The organism is Saccharothrix coeruleofusca (genome assembly GCF_017876325.1).
In the GTDB taxonomy this organism is placed as follows: domain Bacteria; phylum Actinomycetota; class Actinomycetes; order Mycobacteriales; family Pseudonocardiaceae; genus Actinosynnema; species Actinosynnema coeruleofuscum.
In genome coordinates, this window is record NZ_JAGINV010000001.1 from 4,432,501 (window position 1) to 4,452,488 (window position 19,988).

The 19,988-nt window shown below is 73.1% G+C and carries 16 protein-coding genes (1 of these 16 running past the window's edge); 6 read left to right on the forward strand and 10 right to left on the reverse strand.

Annotated elements, in window-relative coordinates; translation table 11 throughout:
* The 4 genes from JOF41_RS19500 to JOF41_RS19515 form a co-directional block, all read left to right on the forward strand.
* On the forward strand, nucleotides 1-694 hold the 3' portion of the coding sequence (locus JOF41_RS19500) for an MASE1 domain-containing protein (protein WP_209621015.1). Its footprint begins 281 nt before the window's first position; the window shows 694 of its 975 coding nt (coding positions 282-975); the start codon falls outside the window, past its left edge; the stop codon is at nucleotides 692-694.
* Nucleotides 691-1,764: a lycopene cyclase family protein gene (locus tag JOF41_RS19505; RefSeq protein ID WP_209621016.1), complete on the forward strand. Its 1,074-nt coding sequence runs from the start codon at nucleotides 691-693 to the stop codon at nucleotides 1,762-1,764. Before JOF41_RS19500 ends, JOF41_RS19505 begins: the two co-directional genes overlap by 4 nt.
* A 53-nt stretch (nucleotides 1,765-1,817) precedes the next feature.
* Entirely contained in the window at nucleotides 1,818-3,515 is a 1,698-nt protein-coding gene (locus tag JOF41_RS19510; protein ID WP_209621018.1) for a GGDEF domain-containing protein, read from the forward strand.
* Nucleotides 3,516-3,597: 82 nt separating this feature from the next.
* Nucleotides 3,598-4,719, forward strand: a complete 1,122-nt coding sequence (locus JOF41_RS19515; RefSeq protein ID WP_189224610.1) for a carboxylate-amine ligase — start codon at nucleotides 3,598-3,600, stop codon at nucleotides 4,717-4,719.
* Nucleotides 4,720-4,886: 167 nt separating this feature from the next.
* Here JOF41_RS19515 and JOF41_RS19520 read toward each other — a convergent pair whose 3' ends face one another.
* Genes JOF41_RS19520 through JOF41_RS19555 form a run of 8 tightly spaced genes read right to left on the reverse strand, consistent with a single transcriptional unit; the run spans nucleotide 4,887 to nucleotide 11,500 of the window.
* Nucleotides 4,887-5,279 carry a metal-sulfur cluster assembly factor gene (locus JOF41_RS19520; protein ID WP_189224611.1) on the reverse strand — a complete coding sequence of 131 codons (393 nt, stop codon included), beginning with the start codon at nucleotides 5,277-5,279 and terminating at the stop codon, nucleotides 4,887-4,889.
* Nucleotides 5,276-5,719: a Fe-S cluster assembly sulfur transfer protein SufU gene (sufU, locus tag JOF41_RS19525; RefSeq protein WP_189224612.1), complete on the reverse strand. Its 444-nt coding sequence runs from the start codon at nucleotides 5,717-5,719 to the stop codon at nucleotides 5,276-5,278. Before sufU ends, JOF41_RS19520 begins: the two co-directional genes overlap by 4 nt.
* Nucleotides 5,719-6,996 carry a cysteine desulfurase gene (locus JOF41_RS19530; RefSeq protein WP_189224613.1) on the reverse strand — a complete coding sequence of 426 codons (1,278 nt, stop codon included), beginning with the start codon at nucleotides 6,994-6,996 and terminating at the stop codon, nucleotides 5,719-5,721. The genes sufU and JOF41_RS19530 overlap by 1 nt, the downstream gene beginning before the upstream one ends.
* A 45-nt stretch (nucleotides 6,997-7,041) precedes the next feature.
* Nucleotides 7,042-7,815, reverse strand: a complete 774-nt coding sequence (sufC, locus tag JOF41_RS19535) for a Fe-S cluster assembly ATPase SufC (protein ID WP_189224614.1) — start codon at nucleotides 7,813-7,815, stop codon at nucleotides 7,042-7,044.
* Between the two features lie 35 nt (nucleotides 7,816-7,850).
* A complete protein-coding gene (locus tag JOF41_RS19540) occupies nucleotides 7,851-8,171 on the reverse strand; it encodes a non-heme iron oxygenase ferredoxin subunit (RefSeq protein ID WP_189224615.1) in 321 nt (106 codons plus the stop codon).
* Entirely contained in the window at nucleotides 8,168-9,343 is a 1,176-nt protein-coding gene (gene sufD, locus JOF41_RS19545) for a Fe-S cluster assembly protein SufD (RefSeq protein ID WP_229795884.1), read from the reverse strand. Before sufD ends, JOF41_RS19540 begins: the two co-directional genes overlap by 4 nt.
* Before the next feature lies 1 nt (nucleotide 9,344).
* Nucleotides 9,345-10,790 (reverse strand): Fe-S cluster assembly protein SufB, encoded by a 1,446-nt coding sequence (gene sufB / locus JOF41_RS19550; RefSeq protein ID WP_189224616.1) that lies wholly within the window; start codon nucleotides 10,788-10,790, stop codon nucleotides 9,345-9,347.
* Complete coding sequence (locus tag JOF41_RS19555) at nucleotides 10,787-11,500, reverse strand: helix-turn-helix transcriptional regulator (RefSeq protein ID WP_209621020.1); 714 nt, start codon at nucleotides 11,498-11,500, stop codon at nucleotides 10,787-10,789. The genes sufB and JOF41_RS19555 overlap by 4 nt, the downstream gene beginning before the upstream one ends.
* 134 nt (nucleotides 11,501-11,634) lie before the next feature.
* On the opposite strand from JOF41_RS19555, the gene mptB reads away from it, so the two are divergent.
* Nucleotides 11,635-13,197, forward strand: a complete 1,563-nt coding sequence (gene mptB, locus JOF41_RS19560; RefSeq protein WP_209624319.1) for a polyprenol phosphomannose-dependent alpha 1,6 mannosyltransferase MptB — start codon at nucleotides 11,635-11,637, stop codon at nucleotides 13,195-13,197.
* Between the two features lie 58 nt (nucleotides 13,198-13,255).
* Nucleotides 13,256-17,032 carry a patatin-like protein gene (locus JOF41_RS19565; protein ID WP_209621022.1) on the forward strand — a complete coding sequence of 1,259 codons (3,777 nt, stop codon included), beginning with the start codon at nucleotides 13,256-13,258 and terminating at the stop codon, nucleotides 17,030-17,032.
* A 239-nt stretch (nucleotides 17,033-17,271) separates the two neighbouring features.
* Here the strand turns inward: JOF41_RS19565 and JOF41_RS19570 are convergent, their stop codons facing one another.
* Together JOF41_RS19570 and JOF41_RS19575 are read right to left on the reverse strand one after the other, a co-directional pair.
* A complete protein-coding gene (locus tag JOF41_RS19570) occupies nucleotides 17,272-19,290 on the reverse strand; it encodes a glycosyltransferase (protein ID WP_209621024.1) in 2,019 nt (672 codons plus the stop codon).
* Nucleotides 19,287-19,898, reverse strand: coding sequence for a DUF998 domain-containing protein (locus tag JOF41_RS19575; RefSeq protein ID WP_189224618.1), 612 nt, complete (start codon nucleotides 19,896-19,898; stop codon nucleotides 19,287-19,289). The genes JOF41_RS19570 and JOF41_RS19575 overlap by 4 nt, the downstream gene beginning before the upstream one ends.
* Nucleotides 19,899-19,988: the final 90 nt, after the last annotated feature.

Here is a 19,988-nt window from a genome sequence, read left to right on the forward strand (position 1 = left end):
CGCCACGTACCTGCTGCTGCGGCGGGTCGGGTTGCGCCGAGAACTGGACCGGCCGCGCGACGCCATCGCGCTGGTCTCCCTCGGCTTGGCCGGGATGCTCGTCAGCGCCACGGTCGGCAGCGGCTCCCTGGTGCTGTCCGGGGCCGTCGGCGAGGAGCGGTTCTGGTCGAGCTGGCTGGTGTGGTGGACCGGCGACGCGATGGGGGCCCTGGTGGTGGTCCCGCTCGGTCTGGCCGTGGAGCAGACCTTGAAGAGGGGGACCGGCCGGGGCGCGGCGCACCGGTGGGCGGAGGCGGCGGTGCTGTTCGCCACCACGACCGCCGTGATGCTGGTGGCCACGACGGACCTGGCGCGGCTGCTGTACCTGGTGTTCCCCTTCCTCATCTGGGGCGCCCTGCGGTTCCAGCACCTGGGCACGGCCCCGTGCGCGCTGATCGCCTGCGTCGTGGCCGCGCGAGGCGCGTCGGTGGGGGCGGGCCCGTTCTCCGGCTCCGACCTCGCGGTCGACATGGTGACGCTGCAGGCATACAACGGGACTGTGGTGCTGAGTGGACTGGTGCTGTCGGCGGTGATCGCCGAGCGCAACGCCGGGCGTCGGGCGATCGAGCGGACCTGCGCCCAACTGGCCGAGGTGGTGGCGAAGTACCCGCCGCCGCTGGGTGAGCTGCTGCCGGAACAGCGCGGTGACCGGTGACCGGGGTCGTGGTGGTCGGAGGTGGTCCGGCCGGTCGGGCGCTGGCGGCGGCGTGCGCGCGCCGGGGGTTGGACACCGCGCTTGTCGACCTCCGGCCGGACCGGCCGTGGCGGGCGACCTACGCGGCGTGGGCGGACGAGTTGCCCGAGGGCGCGCCGGTCGCGGTGACCGCGAAGGCTCGCGCGTTCACCACCGCCGAGCACGTGCTCGAACGGGACTACGCGGTGCTGGACAACCACCGGTTGCGCCTGCTGCCGCCCGAAGTCGTCGTGGTGCGGGGGAAGGTGGTCGAGCGGACGGCGACCGGAGCGCGGTTGGCGGATGGCCGGTTTCTCGGCGCGCGGGTGGTGGTGGACGCCTCGGGCGCCAGGGGCGGTGCGGTCGAGCAGACCGCGGTGGGCGTGGTCGTGTCCGAGGCCGACGCCGAACCGTTCGTGGCCCGCGGCGAGGCGGTCGTCATGGACTGGCGCAGACCGCCGGACGCGCGCACCCCGGACCCGACGTTCCTCTACGCGGTGCCGCTGGGGCCCGACCGGGTGCTGCTGGAGGAGACCTCGCTGGCCAGGGCGCCGGGTCTGCCGCTGGCCGAACTCCGGCTGCGGCTGCACGCGCGCCTGGCCGCGCACGGCATCCGGCCGCCCGCGGAGGAGGAGCGGGTGCGCATCCCGATGGACGCCCCGCGCGCCCACTCCCCCGCGTTCGGCGCGGCCGCCGGGCTGGTGCACCCCGCCACCGGCTACAGCGTCGCGACCTCGCTGCGGTGGGCCCCGGCGGTGGCCGAGGCGATCGCCACCGGCGCGCGGGGGGACGTGCTGTGGTCGCCTTCGGCGAAAACCGTCCACGCTTTGCGCAGGCGTGGCCTGGCGGTGCTGCTGGGGTTGCCGCCGAACCGCGTGCCGGAATTCTTCCGGGTGTTCTTCGATCTTTCCGGGGAAGATCAGCGGAACTACCTCTCGCAGCACGATGACCTGCGCGGAGCGATGCGCGCGATGACGGCGTTGTTCCGTGCGGCGCCGTGGTCCATGCGCGGTCACATGGCATTTTCGACCCGTCCGCGCAAAGGTTGTTGAACACCTGGTGAACTCGTCCCTGGGAACGGTGCCAGCCGGGCAGGATTCGGACCGTGCCCGCCTTGCTGGACGACGTGCGCTTCGCCTTCCAGCCGCTGTTCAACCTCCGCACCGGGGGCGTGGTGGCGGTTGAGGCGCTGGCGCGCCCGCACGACGGCACCGTGCACGACCTGCTCCAGATGGCGTTCCGCGCCGGGTACCTGGCCAACACCGACGTGGCGCTGGCCTGCCGGGCGGTGCGCCACGCCGCCGAGCACGACTTCCGGCTGCCGCTGCACGTCAACCTGCTGGCGATGACCCTCGCCGACGACTCCGCCCTGCTGGCCCCGCTGCACGGCGCGCTGCGCGAGGTGGGCCGGGAGCCCGCCCAACTGGTGGTCGAGGTGGGTGTGCCGTACTCGCGGGTTCCGCGCCCGCTGCTGGTCCGCGCACTGCACGGGCTGCGCCGGGAGGGGTTCCGGATCGCGCTGGACGGCATCGGCGAGGGTGACGCGCCGCTGGCGCTGCTGGCCGACGCCCGGCCGGACGCGGTGAAGCTGGACCGCCAGGTGGTGGCCGCGCTGCCGGACGACCCGGCGCGGCTGGCGCTGGTGCGGGCGCTGCAGCAGCTGTGCGAGCAGACCGGGGCGCAGTTGGTGGCCGAGGGCGTGGAGACCGGGCCGCAGCTGGCCGCGCTGCGCGGGCTGGGGGTGCGGCTGGCGCAGGGCAACCTGCTGGCCGCGGCGCAGCGGCGGCCCAAGGTCAACGCGACCATCACCGCGGTGCTCGGCGAGGTCGGTGACCCCGAGGCGGTGAGCACGACCCTGCCGATCCCTCGGCCCACGGGTCCCAGGGTCACCGACTTCCTCCACCCGGCCACCACGCTGCCGGACACGGCGATCGCCGAGGACGTCCGCGAGGTGCTGGTCGACCAGCCGTCGGTCACCGGCGTGGTGCTGGTGGACGCGGCGGGCAGGCCGACCTGGGCGGTGGACCGCAACCGGTTCCTGCTCGCGGTCACCGGCCCGTTCGGCCACGCGCTGCACGCCAAGCGGGAAGCCTCCCGGCTGGCCGACCGGCCGCGGGTGGTCGGTGCCGAGGCGAGCGCCCTGGAGCTGCTGGACGTGGTCGCCCGCGCCGACCGCGAGCGCACCAACGACGACCTGGTGGTGGTCGACGCCGATGAGCGGTGCCTGGGCGTGGTGCGGGTGGCCGATGTGGTGCGCGGGATCGCGGAGCTGAAGGTCGAGCAGGCCGCCGCGCTCAACCCGCTGACCCGGCTGCCCGGCAGCGACGCGATCGCCCGCGAGGTCGACCGGCGGGTGCTGGGCGGGGAAATCTTCGCCGTGGGCTGGCTGGACGTGGACGCCTTCAAGCGGGTCAACGACACCGCCGGGTTCGCCGCGGGCGACGAGCTGATCCGGGCGATCGGGCGGGCGCTGACCGAGGCGGCCTCCACGTGGCCGGGCACCCAGGTCGGGCACGTGGGCGGGGACGACTTCCTGGTGGTGACCGGGGTGGACGAGCTGGCGCCGCTGGCCACGCGGCTGCTCGACACCCCCTTCGACGCCGAGGGGATGCCGGTGACGCTGTCGCTGGCGACCCTGGTGTGCGCGGCCGGGTCGGTCGCCTCCTACCGGGAGGTGTCGCGCCTGCTCGCGCCGTTGAAAGAGCGGGCGAAGGCGCTGGAGGGAGCCAGTTGGGTGCAGGGCCGTCCGGGATCGGCCGGGGTGGAGGTGCTGCGCGGCGCTCCCCGTTTGGCGGTGGGCTGAAGTTCAGCCCAACGACGCATGTGCGCCTCCTCCCATCACTCATAGCATCGCTATGACTACCCACCGCATTGGGAGGTCATCGGTGAGTGAAGCTGACACCGCGCTGCCCCAGCCCAGGACACCACCGCGGACCGGACTCACCATCGGGGTGGAGGAGGAGTTCCTGCTGGTCGACGCGACCAGCGGCGAACTGGTCCCGATCGCCCACGCGGTGCTCGACGGCTCCGAGGCGTACGGGCTGGACCTGCAGGCGGAGATGACCCGCTACCAGGTGGAGAGCGCGACAGCGGTGTGCCGCACCACCGACGAGGTCCGCGACCAACTGCTGGCCGGGCGGCGCGCGCTGACCGGACTGGCCGCGCGGCACGGCGCGCGGATCGTGGCCACCGGGGCACCGGTGCGGGGCGGACGGCGCCCGCCGCCGCTGACCGACGAACCCCGCTACCACCGCATCGAAACCGAGTTCGGGGCGCTGGTGGACGGGCTGACCATCTGCGGCTGCCACGTGCACGTCGGCCTGCCCGACGAGCAGGCGGGCGTGCTGATCAGCAACCACCTGCGCCAGTGGCTGCCGGTGCTGCTGGCGCTGAGCGCCAACTCCCCGTTCTTCGAAGGCCGCGACACCGGCTACGCCAGCTGGCGGTACCTGGCGTGGAGCCTGTGGCCCTCGGCCGGACCACCGCCCTGGCTCGACTCGGTGGAGGACTACCGGCAGGCCACCCGCGCCCTGCTCGCGTCCGGCGCGGCACTGGACGAGGCGATGGTCTACTGGGACGTCCGGCTCTCCGCCCGGCACCCCACCGTCGAACTGCGGGTGTGCGACGTGATGGCGACCGCCGAGGAGGCCGTGCTGCTGGCCGCGCTCGTGCGGGGGCTCGCCGCGGTGGCCGTGGCGGGCGTGCCCGCCCACCGGGTGCCGGACCGGGTGCTGCGCGCGGCGCTGTGGCGCTCGGCGCGCGACGGCCTGGAAGGCGCGGCGCTGGACGTCCGCACCGGACAACCGGTCCCCGCGGTCGACGCGGTGCGCGCCCTGGTCGACCTCACCCGGCCCGCCCTGCGGGAGGCCGGTGACGAAGCGCTGGTCGACGACGGCGTGCGCAAGCTGCTGCTCGACGGCACCGGTGCCGCGCGGCAACGCCGGGCTGTGCTGATGGCCGCTGCTCCGCAGACGGCGGCGAGGCCGCCCGGAAGTCGGCTGTGTTGAACTGCCGCGCCTCCGGCGCGGCGGCGAGGCCGCCTGGAAGTCGGCCCATCGAGCCGCGTTTCGGGAAAATCGAAGAGCGTGATTTTTCCCGAAAGGCGACTCGACAGGCCGACGCGGCCTCGCGTGGTGGTCACCTGGCGGGTGACGGTGCCGTCAGGGGTGAGTGGTCAGACGGTGAAGCCGAGGGCGCGCAGCTGTTCGCGGCCGTCGTCGGTGATCTTCTCCGGGCCCCACGGCGGCATCCACACCCAGTTGATGCGGAAGTCGTTGACGATGCCGCCACCGGGGCCGCCCACCAGCGCCGCGCGGGTCTGGTCCTCGATGACGTCGGTCAGCGGGCAGGCCGCCGAGGTCAGCGTCATGTCGATCAGGGCGACGTTCTCCTCGTCCACCCGGATGTCGTAGACCAGGCCCAGGTCGACCACGTTGATGCCCAACTCGGGGTCGACCACGTCGCGCATGGCCTCCTCGATGTCGTCCAGCGCCGCCACGTCCGCCTTGGGCGCGGGGGGTTCCGGCATCCCCTGCACGCCCCGCACCACGTCCTCGGAAGAAGTCATGCCCTCGCCCCCTCACTGCGCGCAACCGCGTCCTTGAAAGCCATCCAGCCCAGCAGCGCGCACTTCACGCGCGCCGGGTACTTCGCCACGCCCGCGAAGGCGATGCCGTCCTCCAGCACGTCCTCGTCCGGCTCGACCTGCCCGCGGCCCTGCATCAGCTCGACGAACGCGTCCATCTTCCGGAACGCCTCGTCCACCGGCTTGCCGACCACCAGGTCGGTCAGCACCGAGGTGGACGCCTGGCTGATCGAGCAGCCCTGGCCGTCGTAGGACACGTCGGCCACGGTGCCGCCGTCCAGCTTCACCCGCAGCGTGACCTCGTCGCCGCAGGTGGGGTTGATCTGGTGGGACTCCGCGTCGAACGGGTCGCGCAGGCCGCGGCCGTGCGGGTTCTTGTAGTGGTCCAGGATGATCTCCTGGTACATCTGCTGGAGCTGCATCAGGCCACCCCGAAGAACCGCTGCGCCTCGCGCACGCCCTCGACGAGCGCGGCGACCTCGTCGAGCGTGTTGTACAGGTAGAAGCTGGCGCGCACGGTCGCCGCCGCGTTCATCCGGCGGTGCAGCGGCCACGCGCAGTGGTGGCCGACGCGGACCGCGATGCCCAGGCTGTCCAGCACCTGGCCGACGTCGTGCGCGTGGATGCCCTCCACCACGAACGACACCGCGCCACCGCGGTCGACCGCCTCGGTCGGACCGACCACCCGCACGCCGGGGATCTCGGCCAGGCCGCGCAGCGCCACCTCGGTGAGCAGGTGCTCGTGCTCGGCGACGCGGTCCATCCCGACGGCGTTGAGGTAGTCCACCGCCGCACCCAGCGCGACGGCCTGCGAGGTCATCGGCACGCCCGCCTCGAACCGCTGCGGCGGCGGGGCGAACGTGGAGCTCGCCATCTGGACCATCTCGATCATCGAGCCGCCGGTCAGGAACGGCGGCAGCGCCTCCAGCAGCGCGCGTCGCCCGTACAGCACCCCGACACCCGACGGGCCCAGCATCTTGTGGCCGCTGAAGACCGCGAAGTCCACGCCGAGCGCGCGGAAGTCGACCGGGCCGTGCGGCACCGACTGGCAGGCGTCCAGCACGGTCAGCGCGCCGACGCGGGCGGCGGCGTCCACCAGCGCGCGCACGGGGTTGACGGTGCCCAGCACGTTGGACTGGTGGGTGAACGCGACCACCTTGGTGCGCTCGTTGACCAGCTCGTCCACATCGGACAGATCGAGCCTGCCCTCGTCGGTGACGCCGAACCAGCGCAGCGTGGCACCGGTGCGCTGGGCCAGCTGCTGCCACGGCACGAGGTTGGCGTGGTGCTCCATCTCGGTCACCACGATCTCGTCGCCGGGGCCGAGGCGGAACCGCTCGGCCTCCGGGCCCGCGGCGGCCGCGTTGCCCATCGCGTACGCGACCAGGTTGACGCCCTCGGTGGCGTTCTTGGTGAACACGATCTCGCCGTAGTCCACCCCCACGAAGTCGGCGACCTTCTGCCGCGCGGCCTCGTAGGCGTCGGTGGCCTCCTCGGCGAGCTGGTGCGCGCCGCGGTGCACCGCGGCGTTGGCGGTCTCCAGGAAGGCGCGCTCCGCGTCGAGGACCTGCCTCGGGCGTTGCGAGGTGGCGCCGGAGTCGAGGTAGACCAGCCGCTTGCCTTCGCGCACGGTGCGTCCCAGGATCGGGAAGTCCGCGCGCACGGTCTCGACGTCCAGTGGAGTAGCGGTGGTGGTCACTGCTCCGACGCCTCCTCTCGGGGTGGGTTCACAACGGGTGCAACGTCAGCCGATGTTGGCTGCTTCCTGCTTCCCGGTGTACTTCACGTAACCCTGCTCCTCCAGCTGGTCGGCCAGCTCGGGGCCGCCCGACTCGACGATCCGCCCGTTCGCGAAGACGTGCACGAAGTCCGGGGAGATGTACTTGAGGATGCGGGTGTAGTGGGTGATCAGCATCACGCCCGCCTCGCCGGAGGCCTTGTACCGGTTCACGCCCTCGGACACCACGCGCAGCGCGTCCACGTCCAGGCCGGAGTCGGTCTCGTCCAGGATGGCGATCTTCGGCTTGAGCAGGCCCAGCTGCAGGATCTCGTGGCGCTTCTTCTCGCCGCCGGAGAAGCCCTCGTTGACGCTGCGCTCGGCGAAGGCGGGGTCGATGTCCAGGTCGGCCATCGCGCCCTTGACCTCCTTGACCCAGTGCCGCAGGTTGGGGGCCTCGCCGCGCACGGCGGTGGCGGCGGTGCGCAGGAAGTTCGACATCGAGACGCCGGGCACCTCGACCGGGTACTGCATGGCGAGGAACAGGCCCGCGCGGGCGCGCTCGTCCACGCTCATCTCCAGCACGTCCTCGCCGTCGAGCAGCACGCTGCCCGAGGTGACCTGGTACTTGGGGTGCCCGGCGATGGCGTAGGACAGGGTGGACTTGCCCGAGCCGTTGGGGCCCATGATGGCGTGCGTCTCACCCGCCCTGATCGTCAGGTCGACACCCTTGAGGATCTCCTTGGGCGCCTCCTCGCTGACGACCGAGACGTGCAGGTCCTTGATCTCCAGAGTGGCCATGGGTGGTTCGTTCTCCTGGTGTGGCAAGCGTGAAGTCAGTTCGTGGTGGTGGTGACGTCCACGTAGACGTCACCACCGCGGAGTTCGACGGCGAACACGTCGACCGGCTCCGTGGCGGGCGGGGAGGACGGGCGGCCGGTGCTCAGGTCGAAGCACGACCCGTGCAGCCAGCACTCCACGCCCCGGCGTGTCACCTCGCCCTCGCTGAGCGAGACCTCGGCGTGCGAGCACAGGTCGCGCAGCGCGTGCACCCGGTCGCCGTCGCGGACGAGCAGGACGGGGGTGTGCTCGTCGCCGACCTCGAAGGCGGCGGGCTTGCGGTCGTCGAGGTCGGTCAACGAGCACACCCGGATCACGCGCCCACCGCTTCCAGCTCGGCCTCGATCGCGGCCTCCAGGCGCTCGCGCACCTCGGGGACGCTGATCTTGAGCAGGATCTCGTGGAAGAAGCCGCGCACGACCAGCCTGCGCGCCTGCTCCTCCGGGATGCCCCTGGCCTGCAGGTAGAACAGCTGCTCGTCGTCGAACCGGCCGGTGGCGCTGGCGTGGCCCGCGCCCTCGATCTCACCGGTCTCGATCTCCAGGTTGGGCACCGAGTCGGCGCGCGCGCCGTCGGTCAGCACCAGGTTGCGGTTGAGCTCGAAGGTCTCGGTGCCCTCGGCCGCCGCGCGGATCAGCACGTCGCCGATCCACACCGTGTGCGCGTCCTCGCCCTGCAGCGCGCCCTTGTAGACCACGTTGCTGCGGCAGTTGGACACCGCGTGGTCGATGAACGGGCGGTGCTCCAGGTGCTGGCCCGCGTCGGCGAAGTACAGGCCGAGCAGCTCGGCGTCGCCGCCGCGGCCCGCGTAGGTCACCACGGGGGTGATCCGGACCAGGTCGCCGCCCAGGGTGACCACGGTGTGCCGGAAGGTCGCGTCGCGGCCCAGCTTGGCGTGGTGCGCGGAGACGTGCACCGCGTCGTCGGCCCAGTCCTGGATCGCCACCACGGTCAGGTGCGCGCCGTCGGCGACGACGAACTCCACGTTGTCGGCGTACGCGCCGGAGCCGCGGTGGTCGACGACCACGACGGCCTCGGCGAACTGCTCGGCGCGGATCTGCAGGTGCCCGTAGGCCACCTTGCCCTCGCCGGGGCCGGTGACGGTGACCGTGGTCGGGCCGACCTTGGTGTCCTTGGGCAGGGTGACCACGGTGGCCTCGGTGAACGAGCTCCACGCCTGGGCGGCGACGCGGTCACCGGGGGTGCCCGCCACGCCCAGCCGCTGGTCGCCGCGCGCCGCGGTCTGCACCGACACGCCCTCGGCGGCGGTGACCTCGACGGTGGCCGCGCCGGTGGCCGCGGCGCCCGCGTGCAGGCCCGCCAGCCGCTTCATCGGGGTGAAGCGCCAGATCTCCTCGCGGCCCCCCGGCACCTCGAACGCGTCCACGTCGAAGGACGTGAAGTGGTCCGCGCGCGAGGAGACGGGGGCGCCCGCACCGTGCGAGTGGGCCGTCAGCCCGTGTTGCTGGTCTTCGGTCTTGACGGCCATGTCAGCCGACGGCCCCTTCCATCTGCAGCTCGATCAGGCGGTTCAGCTCCAGGGCGTACTCCATGGGCAGCTCCCGCGCGATGGGCTCGACGAACCCGCGCACGATCATCGCCATGGCCTCGTCCTCGTTGAGACCGCGGGACATCAGGTAGAACAGCTGGTCCTCGGAGACCTTGGACACGGTCGCCTCGTGGCCCATCGACACGTCGTCCTCGCGGACGTCGACGTAGGGGTAGGTGTCCGAGCGGCTGATCGTGTCGACCAGCAGCGCGTCGCACTTGACCGTGGACTTCGAGTGGTGCGCCCGCTTGTTGACCTGGACCAGGCCGCGGTAGGAGGTGCGCCCGCCGCCGCGCGCCACCGACTTCGACACGATGGTCGAGGAGGTGTGCGGGGCCATGTGCACCATCTTCGCGCCCGCGTCCTGGTGCTGGCCCTCGCCCGCGAAGGCGATGGAGAGCACCTCGCCCTTGGCGTGCTCGCCCATCAGGAACACGGCCGGGTACTTCATGGTGACCTTGGAGCCGATGTTGCCGTCGATCCACTCCATGGTCGCGCCCTCTTCGGCCTTGGCGCGCTTGGTGACCAGGTTGTAGACGTTGTTCGACCAGTTCTGGATGGTCGTGTAGCGGCAGCGGCCGCCCTTCTTGACGATGATCTCCACGACCGCGGAGTGCAGCGAGTCGCTGGAGTAGATCGGCGCGGTGCAGCCCTCGACGTAGTGCACGTAGGCGCCCTCGTCGACGATGATCAGGGTCCGCTCGAACTGGCCCATGTTCTCGGTGTTGATCCGGAAGTAGGCCTGCAGCGGGATCTCCACGTGGACGCCCTTGGGCACGTAGATGAACGAGCCGCCGGACCAGACCGCGGAGTTCAGCGCGGAGAACTTGTTGTCACCGGCCGGGATGACCGAGCCGAAGTACTCCTTGAACAGCTCCGGGTGCTCCTTCAGGCCCGTGTCGGTGTCCAGGAAGATGACGCCCTGCTCTTCCAGGTCCTCGCGGATCTTGTGGTAGACGACCTCGGACTCGTACTGCGCCGCGACACCGGCGACCAGCCGCTGCTTCTCCGCCTCGGGGATGCCCAGCCGGTCGTAGGTGTTCTTGATGTCCTCGGGCAGGTCCTCCCAGCTGGCGGCCTGCTTCTCGGTGGAGCGCACGAAGTACTTGATGGTGTCGAAGTCGATGCCCGACAGGTCCGACCCCCAGGTCGGCATCGGCTTGCGCTCGAACAGGCGCAGCGCCTTGAGCCGGTACTCCAGCATCCACTCGGGCTCGTTCTTCTTCGCCGAGATGTCCCGGACGACGTTCTCGTCCAGGCCTCGACGAGCGCTCGCGCCTGCCACGTCCGAGTCGGCCCAGCCGAACTCGTAGTTGCCGATGCTCGCCAGGGTCTCTTCCTGGGTGAGCGGGGCTGTGGTGGTGCGCTGCTCGGCAGCGGCAGTCATGCGGGCTCCCCTCCAAGTGGGTTCCGGGGTGTGTTCGGGGGTGTGTGCGGGATGTGCGTGGTGCACACTGCGTCGCCGCGGGCGATCGTGGCCAGCCGCTGCACGTGCGTGCCGAGCAGGTCGGCGAAGGCCGCCGTCTCGGTCTCGCACAGCTGCGGGAACTCGGCCGCGACGTGCGCGACCGGGCACAGGTGCTGGCACAGCTGCTCGCCCGCGCCCACGTGGCGCGCCGAGGCAGCGTAGCCCTCCCTGGTCAGGGCGGTCGCCAGGGCCTTGGCCCGATCGGCGGGGTCGCGCTGCGCCGCGATGGTGGAGCGGTGCCGGTCGACGAGTGCGGACACCCGGCGTTCGGCGAAGGCCCGTACCGCCTCCTCCCCGCCCTGCTCGGCGAGGAACCGCAGCGCCGCCACGGCGAGGTCGTCGTAGGCGTGCCCGAAGCGGGCCCGCCCCCGCTCGGTCAGCAGGAAGAGCTTGGCCGGTCGTCCCCGGCCGCGCCTGCCGCGCTGCGGCGCCTCCCTGCTGGTCGCCTCGCCGTCGGCCACCAGCGCGTCGATGTGCCTGCGCACCGCCGCCGGGCTCAGGCCCAGCGCCTCCGCGACCGCGGCCGCGGTGACCGGACCCTGCTCCAGCAGCAGCCGGGCGACGCCGCGCCGGGTCCGGCCGTCGTGCCCGGCGGGCGCGTCGGCGGAGTGGACCTCGGCGTTTTTCACAACACCAGTGTTGCGTATTTAGTCCGTGGTGGCAAAGATCGGTGGCCGCCCGGTGACCCGACTCACCCGCCGTGGCCGATCGCTACCCTTCGGACGTGGCGGCGGGCGAAGTGGGCACGGATGGCGGCCTGGTGATGGCGGACCGCGACGGGACCGGCCGGGCGGCGCCGCTGGACGGACCGGAGCGGCGCCAGCTGGACGTCATCCGCCGGTGGGGCACCGTCGGCGCGCTGCTGATGGCCGTGGGCTCGCTCGGCGCGGGCGCCGCCCCGGTGTTCAGCCCGCTGCCGGGCACACCGGTGCTCGGCCTGTTCGGCCGGATGCCCAGCGTGGCCATGGGCCTGGTGTGGACCGGCATCTTCCTGATCGTCTCGGCGTGGCTGTGGCTGGGCAGGTTCGCCCGGCCGGGCAGGCAGCGGCTGGTCTCGCGCAGCCAGATGGACCGCACGCTGATGATGTGGATCACCCCGCTGGTCTTCGTGCTGCCCATGTTCAGCCGGGACGTCTACAGCTACCTGGCGCAGAGCCAGATCGCCGCCACCGGCCAGGACCCCTACGAGCTGGGGCCCGCCTCGGCGCTGGGCGTGGACAACATCCTGACCAAGAACGTGCCCAACATCTGGCGCGAGACGCCCGCCCCCTACGGACCGCTGTTCCTGGCCATGGGCCGGGTCATCGCGGGCATCACCGGCGACCACGTGCTGCCCGGCGTGTTCCTGCACCGGCTGCTGGTGCTGCTCGGCCTGGCCATGATCGTGTGGGCGCTGCCCCGGCTGGCGCGGCGGTTCGGGGTGCCGCCGGTGAGCGCGCTGTGGCTGGGCGCGGCCAACCCGCTGGTGCTGTTCCACCTGGTGGTGGGCGTGCACAACGAGGGACTGGCGATCGGCCTGATGCTGGTGGGCCTGGAGCTGGCGCTGCGCCGGATGCCGCTGCGGCCGGGCACCCCGATGACCCGCGAGGAGCTGGCCTGGATCGTGGTGGGCGCCACCACCATCACCATGGCCGCGGCGGTGAAGATCCCCGCCGCGCTGGCGCTGGGCTTCCTCGGCGTGATGATCGCGCGCAGGCTGGGCGGCCGGTTCGTCGACCTGCTGAAGTCCGCGCTGCTGCTGCTGGCCGTGTCGGTGGTGGTCATGGTGTGCACCTGCCTGGGCACCGGGCTGGGCTTCGGCTGGGTGCAGACCCTCGACGTGGCGGGCACGGTCAAGAGCTGGATGTCCCCGCCCACCGCGCTGGGCTTCCTGGGCGGCGGCCTGGGCCTGGTGCTGGGGCTGGGCAACCACACCGAGGCGATGATCGAGCTGACCAGGCTGCTGGGGCAGGTCACCTACGTGGTGATCGTCACCACCCTGCTGTGGAAGGCCTTCCGCGGCCGGATCAAGGCGGTCAACGGCCTGGGCGCGGGCTTGGGCGCGGTGCTGGTGCTGGGGCCGGTGCTGCAGCCCTGGTACGTGCTGTGGGCGGCGCTGCCGCTGGCCACCGGCGTGCTGGCCAAGCGGTTCCGGCTGTTCGCCTGCGGCACCAGCGCGTTCATCGCGGTGATCCTGCCGCCCACCGGATCGGCCTTCGACGGCCGCGCCTACATCGTTCCGCAGGCGGTCATCGGCGCGGCGCTGGCGTTCGCGCTGTGCCTGTTCGCGGCGCGCAAGCAGATCGGCCCGCTGCTGCGCCGCGACACCGCGCCCGGCTCGACGTAACCCGCTGCGACGGCCGGACGACGTACCGTACGGACGCGAAGATCAGGGGGGCGAGGACATGGCCGAGGTGCCGCAGGAGCAGATCCGGTTCGCCGTGGTGCTCAACGGCGGGGTGAGCCTGGCGGTGTGGATGGGCGGGGTCGTGCTCGAACTGGACCGCCTGACCAGGGCCGATCCCGAGGCGGGCGGTCCGTACGGGCACCTGCTGCGGATGGTCGGCGGGGTGGCCCGCGCCGACGTCATCACCGGCACCTCCGCGGGCGGCATCAACGGCGCGGCGCTGGCGCTGGCCCAGGTCAACCGCAACGCCCAGCTGGACCTGCTGCGCGACCTGTGGGCCGAGCAGGGGCGCATGGAGCAGCTGCTGCGCACCCCCTTCCAGGGCTCGCCGGTGTCGCTGCTGCGCGGCGACGAGTTCTTCCTGCCCAGGCTGCGCGAGGCGCTGGAGCGGCTGACCACCGACTTCAAGCCCTACCCCGCGCACGACCGGCCGGTGGACCTGCGGATCACCACCACGCTGCTGGCCGGGGTGCCCTCGGTCACCCACGACGACCTCGGCCAGGAGTTGGTGCAGTCCACCCACCAGGGCAGCTTCTCGTTCCGCCGCGACCCCTACAGCTGGGCTCGGCCCGCGGACGAGTCGGTCGACGAGAGCACCCGCGACGACTTCACCCTGGACCAGCTGGACGAGCTGATCCCGAGGATGGCGCTGGCCGCCCGCTCCTCGGCGTCGTTCCCGTTCGCCTTCGAGCCCTCGTTCGTGCCGGTCAACCGCGGCGGCGAGGACCGCCCCGACATGGCGCCCGCGGCGTCGTGGGCCGACGGCGACGACGACCTGTCCCGGTTCGCGGTGGACGGCGGCGTGCTGGTCAACACCCCTACCAGGGAGGCGCTGGAGGCCATCGACCGGATGCCCGCCGAGGGACCGGTGCGGCGGGTGATGCTGCTGGTGTTCCCGCACGCGCCGCAGGCGGGCGCGAGCACGCGCGTGGACGGCGAGCTGCCCACCACGCTGAGCACCGGCGGGCAGCTGCTGGGCGCGCTGACCAGCCAGAGCAGCCGCACCTACGTGGAGCACATCGAGGAGCACAACCGCGCCGCCGCGTCCCGCCGGGGCGGGCGCAGCGCGCTGCTGACCCGGCTGGGCGAGGAGGGCGAGAGCCTCACCGGCAGCCTCTACGCGCTGACCAGGGCGCTGCGCGGGCACTACCAGGACGTGCGCATCCGGCAGGCGGCCCGTGACGTGACCACCCGCGAGCTGGACGCGCCCAAGGCCAACCCGGCGGGCTGGACCTTCGAGCGGGTGCGCGCGGCGGCCGAGCTGGCCCAGCGCATGTGGCTGAAGAACCACGACGGCCTGCCCTACGTGCCGCCCGGCCACCTGCCCGCCACCACGCCGGTGCCCGGCTGGCCGTGGGGCATCTCCATGGCCGACCGGCTGGCCTCGGCCACCATGGACCTGGTCAAGCGGCTGGTGTGGGTGGTGCCCACGGCCGCCGAGGGCGAGCAGGCCCGGCTCACCTGCGAGCGCATCGCCGAGGCCCGCACCACCCTGCACGAGGTCCGCGCCACCCTGCGCAGGCTGCGCGAGGAGCTGGACTCGCCGAGGGCCCGCACCCTGGTGGAGCGGGAGGTGCGCCGCGAGCTGGGCATGGACGAGGACGACCCGGTCGAGCTGAGCCAGGTCTACTGGCGGGTGCGGCTGCAGCACTACACCGCGCGGATGCTGGCCGACGACCCGAACTCGATCGGCGAGCGGGTGCGCGCGCAGGTGGACGTGATCGCCGGGGTGCTGGGCGTGGCGCACCGGATCGTCACCGGGCTCAGCCCCGAGCGCCGCGGCATGGGCGGGCTGGGCCCGTGGTACCGGCTGCTCACCGAGGCGGCCACCGAGCAGGAGACGGCGGCGGGGCTGGCGGGCGAGCCGCTGCTGCTGTGCCGGGTGCTGGCGCTGGAGGTGGCCACCACCTGCCTGGCCGACGACACCCGCGGCGGGCTCGACCAAGCCGTGGAGCTGGTGCAGATCAGCCTGCAGACCCGCAACGGCTTCGCCAGGCACAGCGTGACCGCCGACGACAAGGCGGGCGGCGCGGCGCTGGGCCGGTTCTCCGGGTTCCTCAAGCGGTCATGGCGGGTCAACGACTGGATCTGGGGCAGGCTCGACGGCGCCACCATGCTGTGCCGGGTGCTGTTCGACCCGCTGCGGCTGCGCCGGATGGACCGCTTCCACGCCGACGGGTCCTCCTCGGCGCAGCGCGCGGCGGCCGTGGTCGCGGAGATGACCGCGCAGCTGTTCGGCGCACAGCTGCCCGCCCGGCTGGCCGGACTGCGCGACGAGGCGGTGGCCCAGCTGGCCGCGGTCTACGACTCCGGCGACGAGGACGTGCCCCCGCCGTGCGTCGCGCTGGCCGAGCTGGCCGCGTGGGGGCTGCACGTGCGGATCATCTGCGAGGAGCTGCCCGCGCTGCGCCAGGCCGTCCTGGCCGACCAGCGCGACGGCGCGGACCCCCGCTCGCGCGGCCAGCTGTTCCTCGACGAGCACGAGCGGCTGCTGGCCGAGCTGGCCACCCCGCCCACGACCACCGCCGACACCGTGCGGCTGGGCGTGGAGGCGCTGGAGGCGTTCGACCGGGCGGGCATCGGCCGCGAGCCGATGACCCAGGAAGCGGGCAGCGACCAGGTCATCCGCACCGCGGCCACGGCCGCGGCGGTGGCGGTCACCGTGGTCGACAGCGAGAACTCCGGGTTCGGTCCCGCCAAACCGCTGACCAGGGCGCTGCGCGGCGCGACGCTGCTGCCGTACTGGATGGTCACCGGGCTGACCAGGGGCGGGCGGACGGCCCGCTTCCTGGGTCTGCTGGGACTGGCGCTGGGCGGCGCGCTGCTGGTGCTGGCGCTGTTCAACCTGCTGCCCGCGTGGGCGGTGGGTCCGGCGGCGGCGCTGGGCAGCGGCACGGTGCTGGCCGCGTTCGGCTACGCCGCGCTGCGCACCGGAACCCTGCTGCACGGGTTGGTGCTGCTGTCCCCGGTGGTGCCGCTGGTGGCGCTGGCCGTGGACCGCACCCGGCTCGCGCTCTCCCCCGGAGGCAAGGACCAGGCGGTGACCGGCACGGTCACCCTGGGCGGGGTGGCGCTGATCGTGGCCGCGCTGCTGGTGCTGGGCAGCCTGCCCGCCCCGGTGGGCACGCCGCTGGCCGCGCTGCGCAGGCTCCGGCTGTCCTGGAGCGCGGTGGTCCGGGCGCTGGTCGCGGCGGCGCTGGCCGCGGGCGTGTGGGCGGTGCTGCGGTACCGGCTGCACGAGCTGCCGTGGCAGGTCGTGGTGCCCATCGCCGTCACGGCCGTGCTGTTCGGCGCGGTGGCCTCGTTCTGGCTGGGCCGGTCGCTGCAGCGGTGGCGGCGGGGCAAGCTCGGCGACGGCACCACCGGCTGGACCACCGGCCACGCCGACGTGCCCGCCGCGGTCACCGCGGGCTGGGCGGTGGTCTACGGCGCCTGCTACCTGGTCGTGGCGGTGCTGGTGCAGGTCCAGCGGGTGCGCTTCCCCGGATGGCCCGCCGTGCTGGGCACGGCGTGGGGGTTCGGGCTGGTGCTGCTGCTGGTCACCTCCTGGTGGGTGCCGTGGCGGGGCAGGCGGGCGGTGGTGCGGTCGCTGGAGGAGCAGGCCGGGGTCCTGCGCGCCGCCGGCGACGTGCCCGCCGCACTGCTGGAGCGGCTGGAGGGGCACGGGATGCTGTTCCGCTTCCTGGTCAAGGTCGTCGGCGACGAGCTGGTGCTCACCACTGCGGGCAGGCACTTGGCACAGCGCATCGAATCCTCTCGCCCTCACCGCCCCTGACCCCCTTCCCCTCCACCCCGAACCCGCCCGCCCCCGGTGTCACCCACCTATGGGCGTGTTGGGCGTGTCGCCCCCGCGAGTCGCGCGTCCAGACACCACGAACCGAGCGTTCACGCACCCCGGCCCGCACTTTCGCGCCTTGGCCCGCGCTTCCCCCATGCCGGGTAGTAGCTACCGGCCCCCACACACCCGCCCGGTAGTACTTGCCCACGCACCAGGGCTGGGCCGCGGTCACGCGATCAGGCGGCCAGGGCGGCGGGGGCGAACAGGGGCAGGCCCGCGGCCCGCTCGTACAGCCCCTCGAAGGTCTCCAGGGTGGTGGCCATGGCGTGCTCGGCGATCAGCTCGCCGCTGGCCGCGCCCATCCGGGCCCGCAGCGCCGGGTCTGCCGCCAGCGCGTGCAGCCGGTCGGCCAGGCCCTTGACGTCGCCGGGCTGGAACAGCCAGCCGTTGCGGCCGGGCCTGCACAGGTGCGGCAGGGCCATCGCGTCGGCGGCCACCACCGGCTTGCGCGCGGCCATCGCCTCCATCGTGGCCAGGCTCTGCAGCTCGGCGATCCCCGGCATGCAGAACAGGTCGGCGCGCGCGTAGGCGTCGAGCAGCTCCTCCTCGCCGATGAAACCGCGGAACCGCACCCGGTCGGTGATGCCCAGGTGCCTGGCCAGCAGCTCCCACTCCGCCCGGCACGACCCGTCGCCCACCAGCTCCGCGCGCAGCCTCGGCACCATGGCCAGCGCGCGCAGCAGCTCGTCGACCCGCTTCTCCTCGTCCAGCCTGCCCACGAACAGCACCGTGGACGTGTCGGAGGTGCGCTCGACCCGCCGCGACCGGTAGCGGTCGACGTCGATGCCGCACGACACCGCGACCGCACGCGCCGGGAAGCCCTTGTCGTGCAGCAGTTGCACCGCGCGCGGCGTGGGGGCGGTGACCACGTCCGCCTCGCCGTACACCCGGCACAGGTCCGCCCACGCCCACCGGGCCGCCGCGCCCTGCAGCCACTGGGGAACCCGCGCGTGGCCGAACAGGTTCTCCGGCATGAAGTGGTTGGTGGCCGCCACCGGGATGCCCAGCGCCTTCGCCTGCCGCAGCGCGTAGCGGCCCACCACGAAGTGCGACTGGACGTGCACCACGTCCGGGCGCAGCTCGGTCAGCAGCGCCCGCACGTCGGTGCTGACCTGCCAGGGCAGGCTGATCCGGAAGGAGCGGTCGAACGGCGTGCGGTGCGAGCGCAGCCGGTGGACGGTGATGCCGTCGACGTGCTCGGTGCGCGCCCCGCCCACCGGGTCCGGGCACAGCACGTGCACGTCGTGGCCCCGACCGGCCAGGCCGGTGGCCAGGCGGTGGGCGAAGCGGGCCGCGCCGTTGACGTTGGGGGGGAACGTGTCGGCGGCGATCACGATCCGCGTGGCGCGTCCGTCGTTCACGGTGTTCTCCGATCTGGTGGGTGCGATGTGGTCGGGTTTGCGGGCCAGCACGACGACCCCGGCCGTGGCGAGCGCGGCGCACGCCAGCTGGGCCGCCACGACCGGACCGGTCGTGCGGGTGGCCTCCCCGAGCAGCCCCGCGCCGATGCCGACGGCGACGAGCGGGTCCACGACGGTGAGGCAGGCGACCGCCAGGTGCGGCGGTCCGCCGGCATAGGCGTGCTGGATGAACCAGCCGCCGACCAGCAGGGTGACGGCGATGCCCGCCGCCGAGAGCGCGGTCGCCCAGTCCACCGCGCCCCGCTGGACGTCCTGGGAGACCGCGCGCATGAGCACGGACACGTAGCCGTAGGCGACACCGCCCGCCGCGCCGAACCCCAGCGCGCGCACGGCGGGGCGCTCGGCGAGCACGCCGAGCAGGCCCGGCGCGGCGATCAGGCCGAGCACGATCAGGCCCGCCCGCAGCTCGGCCTCCGGGGCGACCGCGGTGGCGGTGGCGCTGCCCGCGGCCAGCAGCACGAACGCGCCGACGCTCAAGGTGGTCAGCGCGATCACCGGCAGCTCCCGGCGACGCCCGTCCAGCAGTGCGGTGATGCCGATGGCCAGCACGCCCACCGGCTGCACCACGCTCAACGGCGCCATGCCCAGCGCGACGGCGTGCACGCCGGAGCCGACCACCAGCAGCAGCAGCCCCAGCAGCCAGCGCGGCCTGCGCAGCAGGGCGGAGACCCGCAGAGCGCCGCCGAACGCCTGGACCGCGTCGTGCTGGAGCCGGGCGGCCAGTGCGAAGAAGACCGCGCCGAGCACGGCGAGCAGGACGGCGAGCCAGGTCATGCCGACACCTCCCGCGCCAGCGCGAACAGCAGGCCGTAGAGCACGGCGAACAGCACCCGCTCGAAAAGGCCGAGCAGCACCGCGTCATTTCCGGGGGCGACCAGCGCGAGGTGGCTGAGCAGAAATGCGCCGGAAGTGCCCACCGCGGCCACCGAAAAGCGCCGGACGACGGGGCTCGGCAGGAATCGGCGGGAAATCAGCCAACCGGCCAGCGGCAGGCTGGCGAACATCACCGCGCCCGCGTACCGGTGCACCAGCCCGGACGGGGAGGTGGGCGTGCCGATCGGGTCGGTGGGGAACACCGCGGCCACCACCAGCGCCGCCGCCCACAGGTCGATGAGCACCGCCGCCGCGCCCCACCTGGGCAAACCAGCGGCGACCAGGCGGGTCCGCAGCACCAGCGAGCCGACCGCCAGCGACAGCGCGGCCACCGCGAGCAGCGCCGTGCCGTCGGGGACGGCGGTGTAGTCGCTGACCGTGTGCCGGATCGGGTTCATCACGTCGGCGGAGGTGAAGTGCAGGTAAACAATCGGGAACAGCGACCCGAGCACACCAAGAACCGCCCACGGCGCCACCGCCGTCGCGTTTTTCCCCCTGATCTCGGTCACCAGGCGATCATGGGTCCGAAAGAGGGACGGAAGATATCCGGATTCCCCCCGAGAACACCCTGAAGCCACCCGGAGAACGCCACCGGGTCG